At 64.7% G+C, this 18776-nt stretch carries 12 protein-coding genes; 7 read left to right on the top strand and 5 right to left on the bottom strand.

Annotated elements, in window-relative coordinates; all coding sequences use genetic code 11:
* Window positions 1-73 precede the first annotated feature (73 nt).
* Entirely contained in the window at window positions 74-3277 is a 3204-nt protein-coding gene (locus KZJ38_RS33145) for an EAL domain-containing protein (protein WP_219801248.1), read from the top strand.
* Window positions 3278-3294: 17 nt separating this feature from the next.
* Here the strand turns inward: KZJ38_RS33145 and KZJ38_RS33140 are convergent, their stop codons facing one another.
* Window positions 3295-5019, bottom strand: a complete 1725-nt coding sequence (locus KZJ38_RS33140; RefSeq protein ID WP_219801247.1) for an acid phosphatase — start codon at window positions 5017-5019, stop codon at window positions 3295-3297.
* 289 nt (window positions 5020-5308) lie between these two features.
* Entirely contained in the window at window positions 5309-6478 is a 1170-nt protein-coding gene (locus tag KZJ38_RS33135; protein WP_219801246.1) for a Fic family protein, read from the bottom strand.
* Between the two features lie 543 nt (window positions 6479-7021).
* Between KZJ38_RS33135 and KZJ38_RS33130 the strand changes: the two genes are divergently transcribed.
* The 4 genes from KZJ38_RS33130 (at window position 7022) to yjfF (ending at window position 11790) form a co-directional block, all read left to right on the top strand.
* Window positions 7022-7990, top strand: a complete 969-nt coding sequence (locus tag KZJ38_RS33130; protein WP_219801245.1) for an ABC transporter substrate-binding protein — start codon at window positions 7022-7024, stop codon at window positions 7988-7990.
* A 109-nt stretch (window positions 7991-8099) separates the two neighbouring features.
* Entirely contained in the window at window positions 8100-9614 is a 1515-nt protein-coding gene (locus KZJ38_RS33125; RefSeq protein ID WP_219801244.1) for a sugar ABC transporter ATP-binding protein, read from the top strand.
* Window positions 9611-10648 carry an ABC transporter permease gene (locus tag KZJ38_RS33120; RefSeq protein ID WP_219801243.1) on the top strand — a complete coding sequence of 346 codons (1038 nt, stop codon included), beginning with the start codon at window positions 9611-9613 and terminating at the stop codon, window positions 10646-10648. The genes KZJ38_RS33125 and KZJ38_RS33120 overlap by 4 nt, the downstream gene beginning before the upstream one ends.
* Complete coding sequence (gene yjfF / locus KZJ38_RS33115) at window positions 10645-11790, top strand: galactofuranose ABC transporter, permease protein YjfF (RefSeq protein ID WP_219801242.1); 1146 nt, start codon at window positions 10645-10647, stop codon at window positions 11788-11790. Before KZJ38_RS33120 ends, yjfF begins: the two co-directional genes overlap by 4 nt.
* A 21-nt stretch (window positions 11791-11811) precedes the next feature.
* Here the strand turns inward: yjfF and KZJ38_RS33110 are convergent, their stop codons facing one another.
* The 3 genes from KZJ38_RS33110 to KZJ38_RS33100 all read right to left on the bottom strand — a co-directional run bounded on the left by KZJ38_RS33110 (window position 11812) and on the right by KZJ38_RS33100 (window position 15115).
* The gene (locus KZJ38_RS33110) at window positions 11812-12543 is read right to left on the bottom strand and encodes a YceH family protein (RefSeq protein WP_219801241.1); all 732 of its coding nucleotides are present in this window, start codon (window positions 12541-12543) and stop codon (window positions 11812-11814) included.
* A gap of 152 nt (window positions 12544-12695) precedes the next feature.
* Window positions 12696-13565, bottom strand: a complete 870-nt coding sequence (locus tag KZJ38_RS33105; RefSeq protein WP_246641895.1) for a DMT family transporter — start codon at window positions 13563-13565, stop codon at window positions 12696-12698.
* A 155-nt stretch (window positions 13566-13720) separates the two neighbouring features.
* Complete coding sequence (locus KZJ38_RS33100; protein ID WP_219801239.1) at window positions 13721-15115, bottom strand: FAD-binding oxidoreductase; 1395 nt, start codon at window positions 15113-15115, stop codon at window positions 13721-13723.
* Between the two features lie 654 nt (window positions 15116-15769).
* On the opposite strand from KZJ38_RS33100, the gene KZJ38_RS33095 reads away from it, so the two are divergent.
* Together KZJ38_RS33095 and KZJ38_RS33090 are read left to right on the top strand one after the other, a co-directional pair.
* Window positions 15770-17032 carry a phytanoyl-CoA dioxygenase family protein gene (locus KZJ38_RS33095; protein WP_219801238.1) on the top strand — a complete coding sequence of 421 codons (1263 nt, stop codon included), beginning with the start codon at window positions 15770-15772 and terminating at the stop codon, window positions 17030-17032.
* Window positions 17033-17160: 128 nt separating this feature from the next.
* Window positions 17161-18351: a fumarylacetoacetate hydrolase family protein gene (locus KZJ38_RS33090; protein WP_219801237.1), complete on the top strand. Its 1191-nt coding sequence runs from the start codon at window positions 17161-17163 to the stop codon at window positions 18349-18351.
* The last annotated feature ends 425 nt before the right edge of the window (window positions 18352-18776 follow it).

Genomic DNA, 18776 nt, shown 5'->3' with positions numbered 1-18776 from the left:
TTTGTTCAGTTATCGGCGTCAAGGTCTAAAGGCCCCTAAAGGTCCGTAAAGGCCGTTAAAGGTCCCGCACTTCATGAAACGCAATCTCTTCTTTCGTCTGCTCGCACGTTTGCGCGTCGGCCGGAAGCTTCTGCTCATTTATTTACTGGACCTGAGCGCGGTCGTCTATATCAGCGGCATTCTGATTCACGAGAAGTACATCGCTATCGATTTCTCGAACAAGGAGATTGTCGGGAACATCTATTTGCGCTCGGTGCGCGATGCGGTGGTCGAGGTTGCGCAGGCAGGAGCGGGCGCGCACGTGCCCGCACACACGCTGCAGCAGACCGCGCTCGCGCTCGAAGACGCCGAAACGCAATACGGCGCGGCGATGCAAAGCGCACAACTGAACCAGCGCGTGCGGCACGCGCTGATCACGCTCGCGAATGGCTCGGCCCTGAATGCCACCGAGGTCAACAACGCGCTGTTCGCGTGCCGCGAGCTCGTCACGCGCATCGGCAATCAGTCGAACCTGATTCTCGACCCCGACCTCGACAGCTACTACTCGATGTCGCTGTCTATCTTGCGTTATCCCGCCTTGCTCGATGCGATCAATCAGATCGGCAGCGGCCTGCGCGACGATATGCGGCCCGCCGCGGTGGACCTGGTGCGCACACGCTATCTGGTGCGCGAAGGCCAGCTCGATGCGGTGCTGCAAGGATTGCACACGGACTTCGCGGAAGCGGTGGCGGCCGATCACGAGCTCGATCGCGCGCTCGGCCCGTCGATCCAGCGCATGAACGCCGCAGTCGAAGACTACCGGCGCGCGGCGCGTGCGATTGTCGATAGCGGCGATGCGGACGCGGATTCGGCGCTGTTCGCCGCGGCCGATGCCGCGCGGCAGCGCGTCGTGACGGACGTCGGCGAAACGTGGCGCATGACCGGCATCGAACTCGACCGCCTGCTGCGCGAACGCGTGCGCGCGCTGTACGCGCGCATGTGGCTGCATCTGGGCACGGTGCTGTTCCTGTTGTTCGGCATTCTGACGATGGTGTACACGGTCGCGCTGCAGATCTCGCGGCCGCTGCGCCAGCTTGCGCGTGTGATGGATACCGTGCGGCGTACCGGCGACCACTCGCTGCGGGCGCGCTGGCACAGTCAGGACGAAATCGGCGTGCTCGTGAACGGCTTCAACGAGATGCTCGAGCAACTCGATCGCGAGCGCGACGTGCAGAAGGAACTGGCCGCGACCGCGCGCGCCTCGGCGGCGCAGCATGCGCTGGTCGAAGCGACGCCGGTGCCGATGGTGGTGACCGCGGTGCCGGGTCACGAGGTGCTGCATGCGAATCGTCCCGCACTCTTCTGGCTCAACGGCTGCGCGATCGACCCGTGGGCGCGCGGCCTCGATTCGGGCACGCGAGCGCGCTTTTTCCAGCAGTTATCCGATCGCGAGGCGGTCGACGAATTCGAGGTGCACTGGAAGGCCACCGACGAATCGACGTGGGCGATGCTGTCGGCGCGGCGCCTGAGCTTCCAGGGGCAGGATGCGATTCTGACCGCGTTTACGCCGATCAATCAGATCAAGCTCATGGAACAGCGGCTCGAACTGTGGGCGCGTGTGTTCGAGGCATCGTCCGAGGCGATCCTGATTCTCGACAACGGCTACCGCGTGCTGACCGCCAATGCGGCGTTTTATCGAACCACCGGCTATCGGTCCGAAGACGTGACGGGCCGTGCGCCCGGCTTTATCGTCGACGGCTTGCCCGGCGACGATGATAGTTTCGCGACGCTGGCGCGGATGGTCGATCGCGCGAGCACGTGGAACGGCGAAGCGCACGTGCGGCGCCGGCATGGCGGCGATTATCCGGCGTGGCTGATGGTGAGCGTGGTGCGCGATACGGAAGGGCAGGTCTCGCATTACATCTGCACGCTGATCGATATCAGCGACCGCAAGAAGAGCGAAGCGCGCATCCAGTTTCTCGCCGAGCACGACTTTCTCACCGAACTGCCGAATCGCGCGCTCTTCAAGAAGCGGCTTGCGGTCGCGCTCGATACCGCGAAGCGCACCGGCCGGCGCGTTGCCGTGCTGTTTATCGATCTCGACCGCTTCAAGGACATCAACGATTCGCTTGGTCATCATATCGGCGATGGTTTGCTGCGTTCGGTGGCCGCGCGCCTCGTGCGCTCGGTTCGGCACGACGATACTGTGAGCCGCCTCGGCGGCGACGAATTCACGGTAATCCTGAACGGCGCGGCGAATGCGGTCGATGTCGCGCGAACCATCGAGGAGCGCATGATTCCACTCGTCGGCGAGACGCACGACATCAACGGCACGGCGATCCAGGTATCGTGCAGCGTCGGCATCGCGATGTACCCGGAAGACGGACTCGATCTCGATACGCTGATGCAGAACGCCGACCTTGCGATGTATCAGGCGAAGGCGGCGGGGCGCAACCTCGCGAAGTTCTTTGCGCCGGACATGATCGAGCGCAGCCGGAGGCGGCTCGCACTCGAAGCGAGCTTGCGCACGGCGATCGAGCGCGACGAACTGTGGCTCGCGTATCAACCGTGCATCGATACGAAGAGCGGCGAGGTGATCGCGGTGGAGGCGCTGCTGCGATGGGACAGCAACGAGCTCGGCCGTCTGTCGCCCGCGCAGTTTATCCCGCTTGCCGAAGAGACACGCCTGATCGTGCCGATCGGCGCGTGGGTCATCGACGAGGCGTGCCGGCAGCTTGCGTGCTGGCGCGACGGGCCGCTCGCCGGTCTCACCCTGTCGATCAATCTGTCGACGGTGCAGCTGCGCGACGACACGCTGATCGATACGCTGAAGGCGAGCCTGGCGAAGCACCAGGTCGCGCCGCAACGTCTCGAACTCGAGATCACTGAATCGGTGTTGCTCGACGGCGCGCAACGCAATATCGCGACGATCGACGCGATTCGCGCGCTCGGCATGCGCATCTCGCTCGACGACTTCGGCACCGGCTATTCGAGCCTCAGTTATCTGAACCGCTTTCCGCTCGACCGGCTGAAGATCGACCGCACCTTCGTGCACAACAAGCTCGACAAGCCGACCGATCTCGCGATCGTCGAGGCGATCGTCGGGCTCGGGCATATGCTCGGCTTGCGTGTGGTCGCGGAGGGTGTCGAAAACGAACGCGAGGCGAATCTGCTGCGCCGGATCGGCTGCGACGAGTTGCAGGGCTTCTGGATTGCGCGGCCGTTGTCGTCGGTGCAGCTCGATAGCTGGATGCGCGAGCGGCGCGAGCAGCGCAGCCCGGGCATTGTCGAGGCATAGGAACCCGCAGCGCGAGATTACGCGAGATCGAGTGCCCCAGTCAGATCGCCGAGCGGCGCAAGACCGTTCTGCGCAAACGCACGGTCGCGCGCGGCGACGCCGGGCAGCGCTTCGAGCCCATGCACGCGGCTGATGAAGCGCAGGATCGAGTTCGTGTCGTAGACCGTGTGATCGACATAGCCTTTCTTCGCAAGCGGTGACACGACGAGCGCCGGAATCCGCGAACCCGGGCCCCAGCGGTCGCCCTTCGGCGGCGAGACCGGATCCCACCAGCCGCCGTTCTCGTCGACCGTGACGATTACCACCGTATTGCGCCATTGCGGCCCGCGCTGCAAGTGGTCGATCACGGCCGCGATGTGACGGTCGCCCGATTCGACGTCCGCGTAGCCCGCGTGCATGTTCAGATTGCCCTGCGGCTTGTAGAACGTGACCGGCGGCAGGCGGCCCGCGTCGATATCGGCGAGCAGCCGGTTGGTCGACGGATCGTCGCCGACGCCGGCGTCGCGCAGATGCCGCGTGCGCGCCGCGGTGCCGGGCGCGTAGTTCGCGAAGTAGTTGAACGGCTGATGGTGATACTGGAAGTCGGGCACGGCGCCCGTTTCCTGATGATCGAGCGCGTATTGCCAGGCGCCCGAATACCATGCCCATTCCACGTCGCGGTCGGTCAGCCGGTCGCCGATCGTCGCGTACTTCTGCGGCGGCAGCACCTTCGGGTCCGCCGGGTTCGCGTACAGCGAATTGCCGTCGGGCCCGGGCCGGATAAAGCTCGGCTGGTACGGCGGCGCCATCGTGTTGACCGCGTAACCGTCCGGCGTAAAGAGGCCGTCGCGCACGTACTTCGGCGGCCCGTCGAGTGCGGAGGCGGGCGAATTGGGCGCCATCTTCAGGCGCGTGCCGAGCGGGTCGTCGCCTTCGAGCACCGACACGTGGTTTTTCGCGATGCTGTTGTGGATGTCCGGAACCAGCGGCGCCTGCGCCGAAATCAGGAAGATGTGGTTAAGCCACGAGCCGCCGAAAGCCGCCATAAAGAAGTTGTCGCACAGCGTGTACTGCTGCGCGAGGCCCCAGATTTTCAGCGTGGCGGGCGAACTGCGGTAATGGCCCATCACGAGCCCGCCCGAGTCGCCCCATGCGGCGAAGCCGTTGTTGCGCCCGCCGTTGATCTGCATCTGGTTCTGGTAGAAGCGGTGGACGAGGTCGCGTGTGATCACGCCGTTCGGCAGCGGCGCGCCTTGCGCGTCGACGAGGTGAAACGGCTGGTTGTGCAGGTTTGTGATCTGCTTCTCGCCGATGTAATAACGCTTGCCGTCGATCTCCTGCGCCTGCGGCACGAGCCCGCCCCAGATCGCCGGCAGCCGCGGCAGCGGCGTCGTGCCGTCGCGATCGAACTGCACGTACATTTGCGGCGTGACCGAGTCGAGCGGCGTCTGTACGCCGGGGAAGTTGCCGTACAGATTCGCGAAGCTGCGGTTCTCCGCGTAGATCACGACGATATTCTTCACCTGGTCGCGCAGCGCGGCGTCGAGGCGCAGGTCGGCGGCGCTCTTCGATGCATTGCCCGTGGACGACTGGAGGGCGTCGCCCGCCGTCTGGCAGCCGGCCAGCACGAGGCCCGCGCCGACCGCGGCGAGACCGGTCAGGACACGGCGGCGTTCGGGGTCGTCGGGCAGATCGGCGCCGGCGGTGGAAGGCGCATTGGCGGGATCGGTGTCGGCAAGGCGGTTCGGATCGTTGTCGTTCATTTGGCGATTCTCCTTGGCGCTGCGGTAGCTATATGGAAACTGAGTGGCAACTGAGTGGCAACTGAGTGGCAACTGAGTGGCAACTGAGTGGCAACTGAGTACGCAACTGGGCATGCAACTGAGGCGATGCGTTTGATGCGTGTGATGCGCGTGATACGGGGGGGCGAGCGGCATAGCGCGCGATGCGTATCGCTCGAACCGCATACTCGCACCGTTTGCCGCTGGCGCGAAGGAGAAAAAACGAACCGGTTGTGCAAAAAACCGCTGCTACGCGCCTGTCACATCGGTGTCATCGCTGGGGTAACGGAACGGGCGCCGCGGCGTCCGGCGCGGGCATCGGCTCGGCCAGTTCGTACGCGGTGCTGCGCCCGCCGCCCTCGCTTCGCTGCAGCACGCCCAGCGCCATCAGCTCGTTGATGTCGCGCAGCGCGGTATCCGGCGAGCACTTTGCAATGGCAGCCCACTTGCTGCTGGTGAGCTTGCCGTCGAAACCGTCGAGCAGCCGGTTGACGAGCTTCGACTGCCGCTCATTGAGCGGCATGCCGGCGATGCGCTGCCAGAAACGCGATTTCGCGAGCACGGCGTCGAGCGTGTGAAGCGCGGCGTCGAGCGCGCTCTGCAAATTCCTGAGGAACCAGGCGAGCCACTCGGTGATGTCGAGCGTGCCTTTTTGCGTGCGCTCGAGTATCTCGTAGTAGCTGCGGCGTTCGTGCTGGATCTGCGCGGACAGGCTGTAAAAGCGCCGCCCGCTGTCGGTGCCGTCCATCCGGGCCAGCAGCATGTCGCCGATCGCGCGGGCGATACGGCCGTTGCCGTCGTCGAATGGGTGCAGCGTGACGAACCACAGGTGCGCGATGCCGGCCTTGATGATCGGATGGTGGTCGGAATGGGTGTTGACCCAGCGCAGAAAGCGCGGCATCTCCTTTTTGAGCCGTGGCGCCGGCGGCGCCTCGAAGTGCACGCGCTGGCGGCCGGCGGAACCGGATACCACCTGCATCGGGCCGCGCGCATCGTCTCGGTATGTGCCGACGCGGATCGGCGATAGCCCGCTGTAACCGGTCGGGAAAAGCGCGGCATGCCAGCCGAGCAGCCTCCCGCGGGTGAGAGCCGCGTAGCAGTGCTGCGTGGCGTCGAGGGTCATTTCGACGATGCCTTCGACGTGCCGGTCGACCGGCGCGAGCGCGCCGATATCGACGCCGAGCCGGCGCGCGATTGACGAGCGCACCGAATGCGGATTGAGCGACTCGCCCTCGATCTCGCTGGTTTTCAGCACGTCTGCCGTGAGCGCGACGAGATTCGCCTCGGTGCGCTGCGCGACGCCGGCATCGTACATGCGTCCGAGCAGCAGGCCTTGCGCGCCGGCGGCGGCCGCTAGCGGCGCGGCCAGCGCGGCAAGGTCGTAGCGCCAATCCGGCCACTCCGGCGCTTCCCAGATATAAAGGTAATCTCCGCGTTCCATGCGGAGATTATGGACGCTATTCTCCGCAAGCGCCAATTAATCTCCGTATATTTTGCGGAGATTGGCGGCGTATTCGCCGCAGATGCGCGCACAGAGCGATGCCGGATATGCCGTCCGCGCGTCCAGTGAACACGATGCCTTTCTAAATAGTAGGACTATATCTAATAGATAAAGGAGAATCGCGCGCGGCTCGAAAGGCCTGCGCCGGTTTTTCGGCGGCCGCCGCATACCGGACCTGGCGCGCGCTATGCAGAGAGAATGACGATGCGGGAACACCCCATCGAGGCTCGGGAAAGTACTAATCACCGCCGCACTGACGCATGGATATAGTTTGGCTATTAACAGACCGGGCGGCCAGATTCGCTGCCACGAACGGGGGCGTCGCGTTGAGCCGGCTTCAGTTAATACGTTTCCAGTTGGGCTGCTTGATCGATTGTGCAGTGTTGTGACAGGTGGCGCCAGCTTTTTGCTGTCGCGTGCCGGTAAGGACGCTCGCCTGCGGTAGCCGGCGCCAGAACAAACGATATAAATCGGAGACAGGAAATGAATCACACGAGACGCCTGACACTCGGCGCGCTGGTCGGGTCGGCGCTGCTGTTCGCCGCGGCCATCAACGGTCACGCGGAAGACAAGAAAATCACGCTCGGCTTCGCGCAGGTCGGCGCCGAAAGTGCATGGCGCACCGCCAATACCGTATCGGTCAAGACGGCCGCGAAGGACGCGGGCATCAACCTCAAGTTTTCGGACGCGCAGCAGAAGCAGGAAAACCAGATCAAGGCAATCCGCTCGTATATCGCGCAGAAGGTGGACGTGATCGCCTTTTCGCCGGTCGTCGAATCGGGCTGGGAGCCGGTGCTGACCGAAGCGAAGAACGCGAAGATTCCGGTCATCCTGACGGACCGCAACATCGACGTGAAGGACAAGTCGCTGTACGTGACGATGATCGGCTCGGACTTCCTCGAGGAAGGTCGCCGCGGCGGCCGCTGGCTCGAAGAGCGCTACAAGAACGACAAAGGCCCGATCAATATCGTCGAGCTGCAGGGTACGGTCGGCTCGGCGCCGGCCAACGATCGCCATGCCGGCCTGATGGAAGTGATCAAGAACGATCCGAAGTTCAAGATCATCGCGTCGCAAAGCGGCGACTTCACGCTCGCGGGCGGCAAGCAGGTGATGGAAGCGTTCGCGAAGACGTACGGCAAGCAGATCAACGTCGTCTACGCGCATAACGACGATATGGCGCTCGGCGCGATCCAGGCGATGGAAGAAGCGGGCCTGAAGCCGGGTACCGACATCAGCGTCGTTTCGTTCGATGCGACGAAGGGCGGCTTTGAAGCGATGGTCGCGGGCAAGATCAACGTCGACGTCGAATGCAGCCCGCTGCTCGGACCGCAGCTGATGCAGGCGACCAAGGACATCGTCGCCGGCAAGCAGTTGCCGAAACGCATCGTGACCGAAGAAACCGTGTTCCCGATGAGCGTCGCCGCTCAGGTGCTGCCGACGCGCAAGTACTGATCCGTGACGACGTGATTGACGTGATTGAGTAAGCAGCGGGTCCGGCGCCGGCGCGGTATGCGCGGCGCCGGACTTTTTTCAGGCTTTCTTCTTCATCTTCGCTACGCTCATGAGCGATTCTCCCATTCTCGAAACTCTCGGCATCAGCAAGTCGTTCCCGGGCGTCAACGCGTTGCAGCGCGTCGATTTCCGCCTGTTCCCGGGCGAGATCCATACGCTGATGGGTCAAAACGGCGCGGGCAAATCGACGCTGATCAACGTGCTCACGGGCGTGCATGCCTACGATGACGGCGAGATCCGCCTCGCCGGCGAGCACGTGCAGTTCGCGACACCGCTCGAAGCCGAAGCCGCCGGCATCCGCACGCTGTATCAGGAAGTGAACCTGTGTCCGAACCTGTCGGTCGCGGAGAACATCTTCGCGGGCCGGCATCTGAAGCGGCGCGGCATGATCGACTGGAAGTCGATCCACGCGAAGGCCGAAGCGGCGCTCGCCGATCTGAACGTATCGCTCGACGTCACGCGCTCGCTCGACGCGTATCCGATCGCGGTCCAGCAGATGGTGGCGATTGCGCGCGCGGTGTCGGTCGATGCGCGCGTGCTGATTCTCGACGAACCGACCTCGAGTCTCGACGACGGCGAAGTCGCGCGCCTGTTCGACGTGCTGCGCAAGCTCAAGCAGTCGGGCATCGCGATTCTGTTCGTCACGCACTTTCTCGAGCAGACGTATGCGGTTTCCGATCGCATCACGGTGATGCGCAACGGCGAGCGCGAGGGCGAGTATCTGGCGAAAGATCTGCCGGTCGACGAGCTGGTCGCGAAGATGGTCGGTCATGCGCGCATGTCCGAGCGCCTGAAGCAGGCGGCGAGCGAGCCGCCCAAGGCCGCGAGCGAAGCGCCGCCGATTTTCGAAATGCGCGGCGTGGGCCGGCGCGGCCTGCTGAACCCGATCGATATCGACGTGCGGCCCGGGCAGATTCTCGGTCTCGCGGGTCTGCTCGGCTCGGGCCGCACCGAAACCGCGAAGCTGCTGTTCGGCGCCGAAAAATCCGACGAAGGCACGGTGCTCGCGAACAGCCGGCGCGTCAAGCTGCGCTCGCCGCACGACGCGGTGCGCCACGGCATCGGCTATTGCCCGGAAGACCGCAAGAAGGAAGGCGTGGTCGCGGACCTGTCGATCCGCGAAAACATCATCTTCGCGCTGCAGGCGCGGCGCGGCTGGTGGCGCGCGATCGGCCGCGCGAAGCAGCGCGAAATGGCCGACGAATACATCAAGATGCTCGGCATCAAGGCGCGCGATGCGGATCAGCCGATCGGGCTTTTATCGGGCGGCAACCAGCAGAAGGTGCTGCTCGCGCGCTGGCTTGCCACCGAGCCGAAGATGCTGATTCTCGACGAACCGACGCGCGGCATCGACGTCGCCGCGAAGTTCGAAATCATGGATCGCGTGCTGGCGTTGTGCGCGAAAGGGCTCGGCATGCTGTTCATCTCGTCCGAAGTGAGCGAAGTGGTGCGCGTGAGCCACCGGATCGCGGTGCTGCGCGACCGGCGCAAGGTGGCGGAAATCGCGGGCAATGCGGTATCCGAAGATCAGGTGTATCAGCTTATTGCAGGGAGCGACCAATGAAAGCGATCAAAGCGGCGTTCCAGCACACGCTTGTGTGGCCGGTGCTTACGCTGGTGTTGCTGATTGCGCTCGACGTCGCGCATCGCGCGAACTTCCTCGCGATTTCGATGTTCGAGGGGCACTTCTTCGGCGCGCCGATCGATATTCTGAATCGCGCGGCGCCGCTCGTGATCGTGTCGCTCGGCATGACGCTCGTGATCGCGACGCGCGGCATCGATATTTCGGTCGGCGCGGTCGTCGCGATTGCGGGCGCGGCTGCGGCGATGCTGCTCGCCGATAGCCCGGGGAATGTGACGACGGCGGTGCTCGCCGCGCTCGCCGTCGGCCTCGTGGCCGGCGCGTGGAACGGCCTGCTGGTCGCGTTCGTCGGCATGCAGCCGATCATCGCGACGCTGATTCTGATGGTGGCCGGCCGCGGCGTCGCGCAGTTGCTGACGGGCGGGCAGATCATTCCGATCGGCGCGCCCGGGTATCTCGTGATCGGCGGCGGCTATCTCGCGCGCATTCCGTGCGCGGTGTGGGTCGCGGCTGCGGTGACGGTGGCGACGGCCTTGCTGATGAGCCGCACGGCGCTGGGTCTGTTTATTCGCGCGATCGGCGTGAATCCGGTCGCGACGCGGCTGGTGGGCTTGCGCTCGAGCCTGATCGTGTTCGCCGTCTATGTGTTCTCGGGGCTGATGGCCGCGATCGCGGGCGTGCTGATGAGCTCGAACGTGCGCAGCGCCGACGGCAATAACGCGGGCCTGCTGCTCGAACTCGACGCGATTCTGGCGGTGACGCTCGGCGGCACGTCGCTGGCCGGCGGCAGGTTTAGCCTCGCCGGCACGGTGATCGGCGCGCTGATTATCCAGACGCTGACGTACACGACGTATTCGATCGGCGTGCCGCCCGAAGCGACACTCGTCGTGAAGGCGATCGTCGTGCTGCTGGTCTGCGTGATCCAGTCGGAGTCGGCGCGCTCGCTGCTCGTCAAACACGTGAAGCGCCTTTTTTCGTCCGCGCAAGCGAAGCCCGTCAGTGAGGCCGCGAAATGACTCAAAAGACCAACGATGAAAACACGGCCGTGAAATCGACCTTCGTGACGCGCCTGCTCGACCCGCGCACGCTGCCGATCGTCGTGACGATCGCGCTTTTTGCCGCGCTGTTCGGCTTCGGCTCGGTGATGTACACGGGCTTCTTTTCGCTGCAGGTGCTGCTCGGCCTGCTCGTCGACAACTCGTTCCTGCTGATCGTCGCGCTCGGCATGACATTCGTGATCGTGTCGGGCGGCATCGATCTGTCGGTCGGCTCGGTCGTCGCGCTGACCACCATTCTGTGCGCGGTTGCCGCGCAATGGTGGCATTGGCCGATCTGGGCGATCGTGCCGCTCGTGCTGCTGTTCGGCGCATTGTTCGGCGCCGCGATGGGCGCGCTGATCCACTTCTTCAAGCTGCAGCCGTTTATCGTCACACTGGCGGGCATGTTCCTCGCGCGCGGCGCCTGCTTTCTGATTACGACGCAGTCGATCACCATCGACGAAAAGACGTTTCACGCCGTGTCCGCGTTTAGTGTGGCGATCGGCAGCGGCACGCTGAATTCGGGCGCGCTGATCGGAATCGTCGCGCTGATCGCCGCGATCTATATCGCGCATTTCACGCGCTTTGGGCGCAACGTCTATGCGATCGGCGGCAACGAACGTTCGGCGCTGCTGATGGGCCTGCCCGTTGCGCGCACGAAGATCGGCGTCTATGCACTCAGCGGCTTCTGCTCGGCGCTCGGCGGCGTGGTGTTCACGCTGTATCTGCTGTCCGGTTACGGGCTGCAGGCGCAGGGGATGGAGCTCGATGCGATCGCCGCGACGGTGATCGGCGGCACACTGCTGACGGGCGGCGTCGGCTATGTGTTCGGCTCGGTGTTCGGCGTCGGCATCCTCGGCACGATCCAGACGCTGATCACGTTCGACGGCACGCTCAGTTCGTGGTGGACGCGTATCGTGATCGGCGCGCTGCTGTGCGCGTTCTGTCTGCTGCAACGCGTGATCGAACGGCATGCGGCGAGCCGCAAGTCGAGCGGCACGGGGCTGCATGCCAGCACGAAGAAGGCGCGCGACGACGAGCGCGCGCCGCAAACCGATGCGAAAGATCAGCCGGGCAAAGACAAGCCCGGTCTTGCGGCGATGATGACGCGGCGCACGTGAGCGGTTCGAGCGGCTGGCGCGTTATTGCGCCGGCTTGTCGACTTCGATGCCGAGTTCCGCGGCCATCCGTTCAACGAGCGCTTCGAGCCGCGCCACCTTGCCCGCGAGTTCGGTGTATTCGGCCTTGAGCGCATCGAGTTCCGCGCTCGCGGCGCTCGACGAAGCGCTGCCCGCCGCGAATTCACCGGCACCGCCGCGCGGCTGAGGCTGCGCTTCGCTCGCATGCGCCTCGCCGCACAGCAGATGCATCCAGCGGCTTTCGCGCTCGCCCGGCGTGCGCGCGAGCTTCAGCACGAGCGGCGTGTCACGGGCGGCGAGTTCGTCGAGAAACGCTTCGACGGATGACGTGTCAGCGAACGAATGCAGGCGCGTGGTGGCCAGCCGCAATTCGGCCGCAGTCTGCGCGCCGCGCAATAGCAACGCGGTGAGCAGCGCCGCCGCCTGGCGCGGCACGCCGAGCACGCGCTCGAGATTGTGCTCGAAGCGCGGCACACGGCTGCTGCTGCCTTCGAACACGAGACTGAGCCGTTTCAATCCTTCTATTGCGCCGAGCACGTCCGCTTCGCTAGCATTCATGACGGGCGAGCGCGATGTTTTCTGATTGCAGCCGAGCGTCAGCGCGTTGAGCGACAGCGGATAGGTGTCGGGCACCGTGTGCTGCTTTTCGAAGAGCACGCCGACTACGCGTGCTTCGAGCGGAGTCAGCGCGCGCAGTGCGGAACGCGGGGTATCGTCGGCGGTGGGGGAATTCATATGCGTGGGTGGTTCGGGTGGATCGGCATCCGCGATTGTCCGCCAAAACGCCATTGCGCGACACCGGGCAGCACAGGGAAACCCGGGCAACCCGGGCGATACACGGTGACGCGTGGCAAGTCCGCGCTTCGTGTTCCGCTGGATGCCTCGCGCTAGACCGCTTTCGACGGGCGCACGATGACCAGCGCGATGCCGCCGAGAATGGCCACCGCGCTTACAACGAGCCGCGCGGTCAACGCTTCGTTCAGTAACGCGACGCCGCCGAGCGCCGCGATTAGCGGCACGCTCAGTTGCACGGTCGCCGCGCTCGAGGCCTTCAATTCCTTCAATGCCGCGTACCAGATGACATAGCCGAGCCCCGAGGTGATCGCGCCGGAGATCAGCGCATAGACGACGCCCGCGCGGTCCACCGAGAGTGGCGTGTGTATCGGCGCGCCGAGCAGGGTCAGCACGCTGAGCGCGATCGCGAACGGCACCGCGCGCAGAAAGTTGCCGGCCGTGGCCGCGGCCGGATCGGCAGCGCGTTTGCCGTGCAGCGAATAGACGCCCCATGCGATGCCCGCGGCAAGCATCAGCAGCGAAGAGGCGAGCGGCGGCGCGAGGCTCGGCGACGCCGCGTTCCGCGGCACGAGACCGGGCAGCACGAGGACAACGAGGCCCGCAAGCGCGAGCGCGACGCCGAGCCACTGGCGGATCTGCAAGCGTTCACCGCTCCACAGCGCGTAACCGATCATCGTGGCCTGTACCGCGCCGAACAGCAGCAGGGCGCCGGCGCCCGCTGCGAGTCCGACGTAGGCGAACGAAAACGCGGCTGCATAGACGAACAGCGCAAGCGCGGCGTACCAGTCGCCGCCGCCGCGCGGCTGCTGTACGCGGGCGCGCTGGATAAACCAGAGCACGGTCGCGGCGGCGGCAATGCGGATCGTCGTGAAGGTCGCCGGATCGATCGCGGTCGCTTTCAGCGCGATGCGGCACAGCAGCGAGTTGCCCGCGAAGGCGAACATCGCGAGCGTGGTCAGCATCGCGAGGCGCGAGCGCGACGCTGCGATGCGGGCTGCCGGAAGGGATTGAGGACGGGGCGATGAGCGCATCGTTACAGCGTAGCAGTCGTCACGCGTTCCTGCCCTCGCGACGACTGTTGCGCTGCCCCGCCTTTACATGGCCGCCGGTACCCCATTCAGGCAGCCGCGGACGGCTTGATGTTCTGGTTCCGGTTGAACAGATTGTGCGGATCGTAGCGGTCCTTCACCGCGACGAGGCGCTCGTAGTTCGGTCCGTACGCCGCGCCGATCCGGTCGGTCTCTTCTTCGGTCATGAAGTTCACGTACACGCTGCCGAGCGCGAACGGCCTGGTGTTCTCGAAGAACGCACGCGCCCAGCCGATGCAGCGCGCGTCGTCGGCGGCATCGCTCCAGCGGCCGTGCACGTTCATCACATACTTCGCGTCGCGCGCCGCGTACGCGGTCGCGTCTTCAGCGATGCGCGACATCGCGCCGCCGACCTGCCCGAAAAAAATCTCGCACTGCGGCGACGGCAGCGTACCGATCCCTTCGACGAGGGCGTCGATCAAACCGTCCTGCAGCGCGGACAGATTGTGCGACTTCCAGTAATTGCGCTCGCCCGGCGTGAGCAGCGGATCGAACGCCTGTTGCCACGCGGTGTACGGCATCGGTCCAAGGTGCTCGCCGTACGGCTTGCCGAACTGGCGCACGGCTTCGACTGCATGCGGACCGTCTTCCACCGGCCCGGTGTAGCAGATCGCGAATGCGAGGATCGGCTTGCCGTGCACCTCGGCCGGCAGGAACGGCAGCGGCGGCGCGAGCCTCGACACGCACCAGACGGTCAGTTCGTCGGGCATCGAGTCGACCGCAGTGCGGTAGTGTCCGAGCGCTTCCTTTGCCTGATCGAGCGGCAGGACAACGAGGCCGCCATACACCATCGGTCCGAGCGGTTGCAGTTCGAATTCGAACATCGTGACCACGCCGAAATTGCCGCCGCCGCCGCGTATCGCCCAGAACAGGTCTTCGTGTTCATCGGAACTGCAGTGCAGGAGCTCGCCGTCGGCGGTGACGATATCGGCCGAGACGAGGTTATCGACGGTCATGCCAAATCGGCGGCTCAGCCAGCCGAAGCCGCCGCCGAGCGTGAGCCCGGCGACGCCGGTCGTCGAGTTGATGCCGAGCGGCACCGCGAGCCCGAACGCCTGCGCTTCGTGATCGAAGTCACGCAGCGTGCAGCCGGGCTCGACATAGGCGCGTCGCGTGAACGGATCGACGCGCGCCGACTTCATCGCGGAGAGATCGATCACCAGCCCGTCGTCGCATAGCGCGGTGCCCGCAATATTGTGGCCGCCGCCGCGCATCGCGAGCGGCAGATGCTGCTCGCGCGCGAAGTTGACGGCGCCGCGCACGTCGGACACCCCGGCGCAGCGGACGATCACCGCCGGACGCCGGTCGATCATCGCATTCCAGATGGTGCGCGCTTCGTTGTAGCCTGCATCGTCCGGCACGAACACCTGTCCGCGCGTGGCGGCTCTTAAACCATCTACTGAGTCCTTCGACAAGTTCGGCATACACACCTCCACGCACGAGAGTTTTAATCGACGGCGGCGGACCAATTTCGGAAGCCTTACCGTTTTTCAACTCAGTAAACGGGCGGTGTTACTGAACACAAACTAACGTATACCCGTGGTGCGTATCCCAGGCCGCGCGAAACGCACGATGCGCGGTCGTTAGGCACGATGGATGCGCGGCGCGAAGATTTCGCGCGCCATGCGACGGATGGAATGCTTCGGGAATACGAAGCACATTGCGTGCGTCTTGCCACACGCACGGAGGAAATTGCTCAGACGGTTAAGTGCGCCTGCGTGCGAGCGACGGGACGTCGCGTCGCGGGCGGCGATCGTGGCGATTACGGTGTGCGCGCCAGTCGCGATCGCCTGCGCACCGCTGCGGTACGCGGGCGATCGTCGATATCGAGGCGCTGCATCAGTGAAAGATCAGATACAGAATGACGAGCACGATAAGCGGCACACCGAGCATCCAACCGATCAGATAAGGCATTTTCATTCTCCTTGTGCGACTGCCGAAGCGCGAAATCGCTTCACGAACGCAGCGCCTGGAGAGGGAGGCGCAAAACCCGTACCCAGGGACGCCGGACAATCGATGGACTGGCGTGCGCGTATCGATTGACGATATGCTCGCAACGCACACTCAAGGAGCAAAAAATGCGGGGAGACGACTTGCCAGCGCGGGCGGCGCCATTGCCGTCGCCGCAGCCTGCACCGCGGACCGACGGCTATCGGGAAGACGCCTGTTCCGTCGCGGATTTTGCCGCGCAGATCGCGGAAGGCCAGCGAGCGCAACGCACGGAATTCGCGCATGCCATGCCGCACGGCATCGCACTGTACGACTGCGGCGCGCTGCGCCACACGCTGGAAGATCCCGCCGCACGCGCGCAACTGCTTGCCGAATGGGTGCATGTGTTGCACGACGGCGCGGGCGCGATCGTGCTGCGGCATGCGTACGACGATACCGTGCCGATCGACGAAGCGACCGCGCTATTCGAGGCGATCATTCGCGACGAACGCGCGCGGGGCGGCGCCGGTGGCGATCATTTCGCCAAGGCGGGCGCGAACGACCGGATCTGGAATGCACTGGAAAAATTGTGTCTTCGTTCGCCTGACGTTTTCGCGCGCTACTACGCGAACGTGTTCGTCGCGGCCGTGGCCGATGCATGGCTCGGCCCGCAGTATCAGATGACGTCGCAGATCAATGTCGTGCGGCCGGGCGGCGCGGCACAGCAGGCGCATCGCGACTATCACCTCGGCTTTCAGACCGTCGACGAAGCGCAGCGTTTTCCCGCACACGTGCATACGATGTCGCCGTTTCTGACGCTGCAAGGCGCGATCGCGCACGTCGATATGCCGATCGAAAGCGGGCCGACCAAACTGCTGCCATATTCGCAGCGCTACGCGCCCGGCTATCTCGCATGGCGGCGCGCCGACTTCCGCGAGTACTTCGAAGCGCATTGCGTGCAACTGCCGCTCGAGAAGGGTGACGCGCTGTTTTTCAATCCCGCGCTGTTCCATGCGGCCGGCGAGAATCGCACGGCGGATGTCGCGCGCATGGCGAACCTGCTGCAAATATCGTCCGCCTACGGGCGCGCGATGGAGTCGGTCGACCGCGTTGCGATGTGCGCGGCGATCTATCCGGTGTTGCGCGATTGCGTCGCGCACGCGCGCCTCAGTGCGGCGCAACTCGAGGCGGTCATCGCGAGTTGCGCGGAAGGCTATCCGTTTCCGACCAATCTCGATCGCGATCCGCCGCTCAACGGCCTTGCGCCGCCGAGCCAGCAGGCGTTGATCAGAGAGGCGCTCGGCGCGGCATGGCCGGCGGAGAAGTTCAACGCTGCGTTGCATCATCATGCGTGGCGGCGCGAGACCGGTGCATCGGAACAGGCTGGCGAACGCGCACGCTGCATCGGCTAGATGCGATTCGTTTTGCACCGCCTCCTGGGTTGGAGGTGGCAGCGTCCGCCCGACGCGTAAGGTTGGACTTTGGCGCGACGGGCCTCTACGATAGGACTCCCTTCCTACAAGCCAGATCCAAGACGCCCATGCAAAAGATTTCCGCCTCTGCCTGTCTGCCTGAAGATCTCGACGAGGCCTTGCTGATTGGCCGCGTCTGGCGCCGCGACGGCGCGCACGAAGGTCCGTGCGTGGTCGCCGTGCGCGGCGGCCATGTGTTCGACATCACGAAAACGGTGCCCACTACCGCCGATCTTTTCGATCGCGACGATGCGGTCGACGTGGCGCGCAACGCGCCCGGCGAGGCGCTCGGCCCGGTCAGCGCGCTGATCGATGCGGCGCTCGCGGGCCGCAGCGATGCTTCGACGCCGCGCCTGCTTGCGCCCTGCGACGTGCAGGCGATCAAGGCGGCCGGCGTGACCTTCGCGGTCAGTCTGCTTGAACGCGTGATCGAAGAGCAGGCAGGCGGCGATCCGTCGAAAGCGCAGGAAGTGCGCGCGACGATCACGGCGCTGATCGGCACCGACCTGTCGAAGATCGAGCCCGGTTCGGACGCGGCGATGCGTCTGAAGGCGGAACTCGAACGGCGCGGCGCGTGGTCCCAATACATGGAAGTCGGCATCGGTCCCGATGCCGAAGTGTTTTCGAAGTCGCAGCCGATGTCGTCGGTCGGTTTCGGCGCGGATATCGGCCTCTTGCCCGTGTCGGTATGGAATAACCCGGAGCCGGAAATCGTGCTCGCCGTGAACGGCGCGGGGCGCATCGTCGGCGCGACGCTCGGCAACGACGTCAATCTGCGCGATATCGAAGGGCGCTCCGCGCTGCTGCTCAGCAAATGCAAGGACAACAACGGCTCGTGCGCGATCGGGCCATTCGTGCGTCTGTTCGACGAGCGCTTCACGCTCGATGCGGTGCGGGAGGCAAGCGTGTCGCTGCGCGTCGAAGGCGACGATGACGGCTTCGAACTCGACGGCGTCAGCCATATGACCGAGATTTCGCGCGATCCCGCCGATCTCGTCGCGCAGACCTGCGGCGCGCATCATCAGTATCCGGACGGCTTCATGCTGTTTCTCGGCACGATGTTCTCGCCGATCAAGGATCGCGATGCGCCCGGCGGCGGTTTTACGCATCACCTCGGTGATGTCGTGACGATCTCGGCGCCGAAGCTGGGCGCGCTGGTGAACACCGTGCGCCTGTGCACGGAGATCGAGCCGTGGACCTTCGGCGTGCGCGCGCTTTATCGCAGTCTTGCGGAGCGCGGGCTGATCGGCGTGCGTTAGGCATTCGCTCGCGCGTTGGGTCCTTGCGGTCGGCCGCTGCGGTTGACCCCGGCGGTTGACCCCTGCGGTTGGCTCTATCGCGTCCGCGCGATTTCATCCTGTTTCTTGAGGCCCGCTTAGCGGGCCTTGTCATTTCCGCATCGCCGTTTTGCCCGGCGCTCGCGTGTGCAGGCATCCCGGCAGCAACCACGCGCCTGTGTTGCGCTGCGTCATTCATTCCCGCCGACCATCTGCTTTCATATAAGAGAGGTCAATCAACGATGCGTAATGCATTCGTTTGATAGTCGTTTATAACTTGTATGGTTAACCCCGATTTAAACGTAAACGAACAAAAGGGACATTCTCTATGTTGTTTTGATTTCATTTTTGAACATTGGACCGGTCGGTCAGCACGACGAAAGCAGCACCTCAAAAGCATTAAAAAA

This window comes from Paraburkholderia edwinii (assembly GCF_019428685.1).
GTDB lineage: Bacteria > Pseudomonadota > Gammaproteobacteria > Burkholderiales > Burkholderiaceae > Paraburkholderia > Paraburkholderia edwinii.
This window is presented reverse-complemented; position numbering and strand designations above follow the sequence as displayed.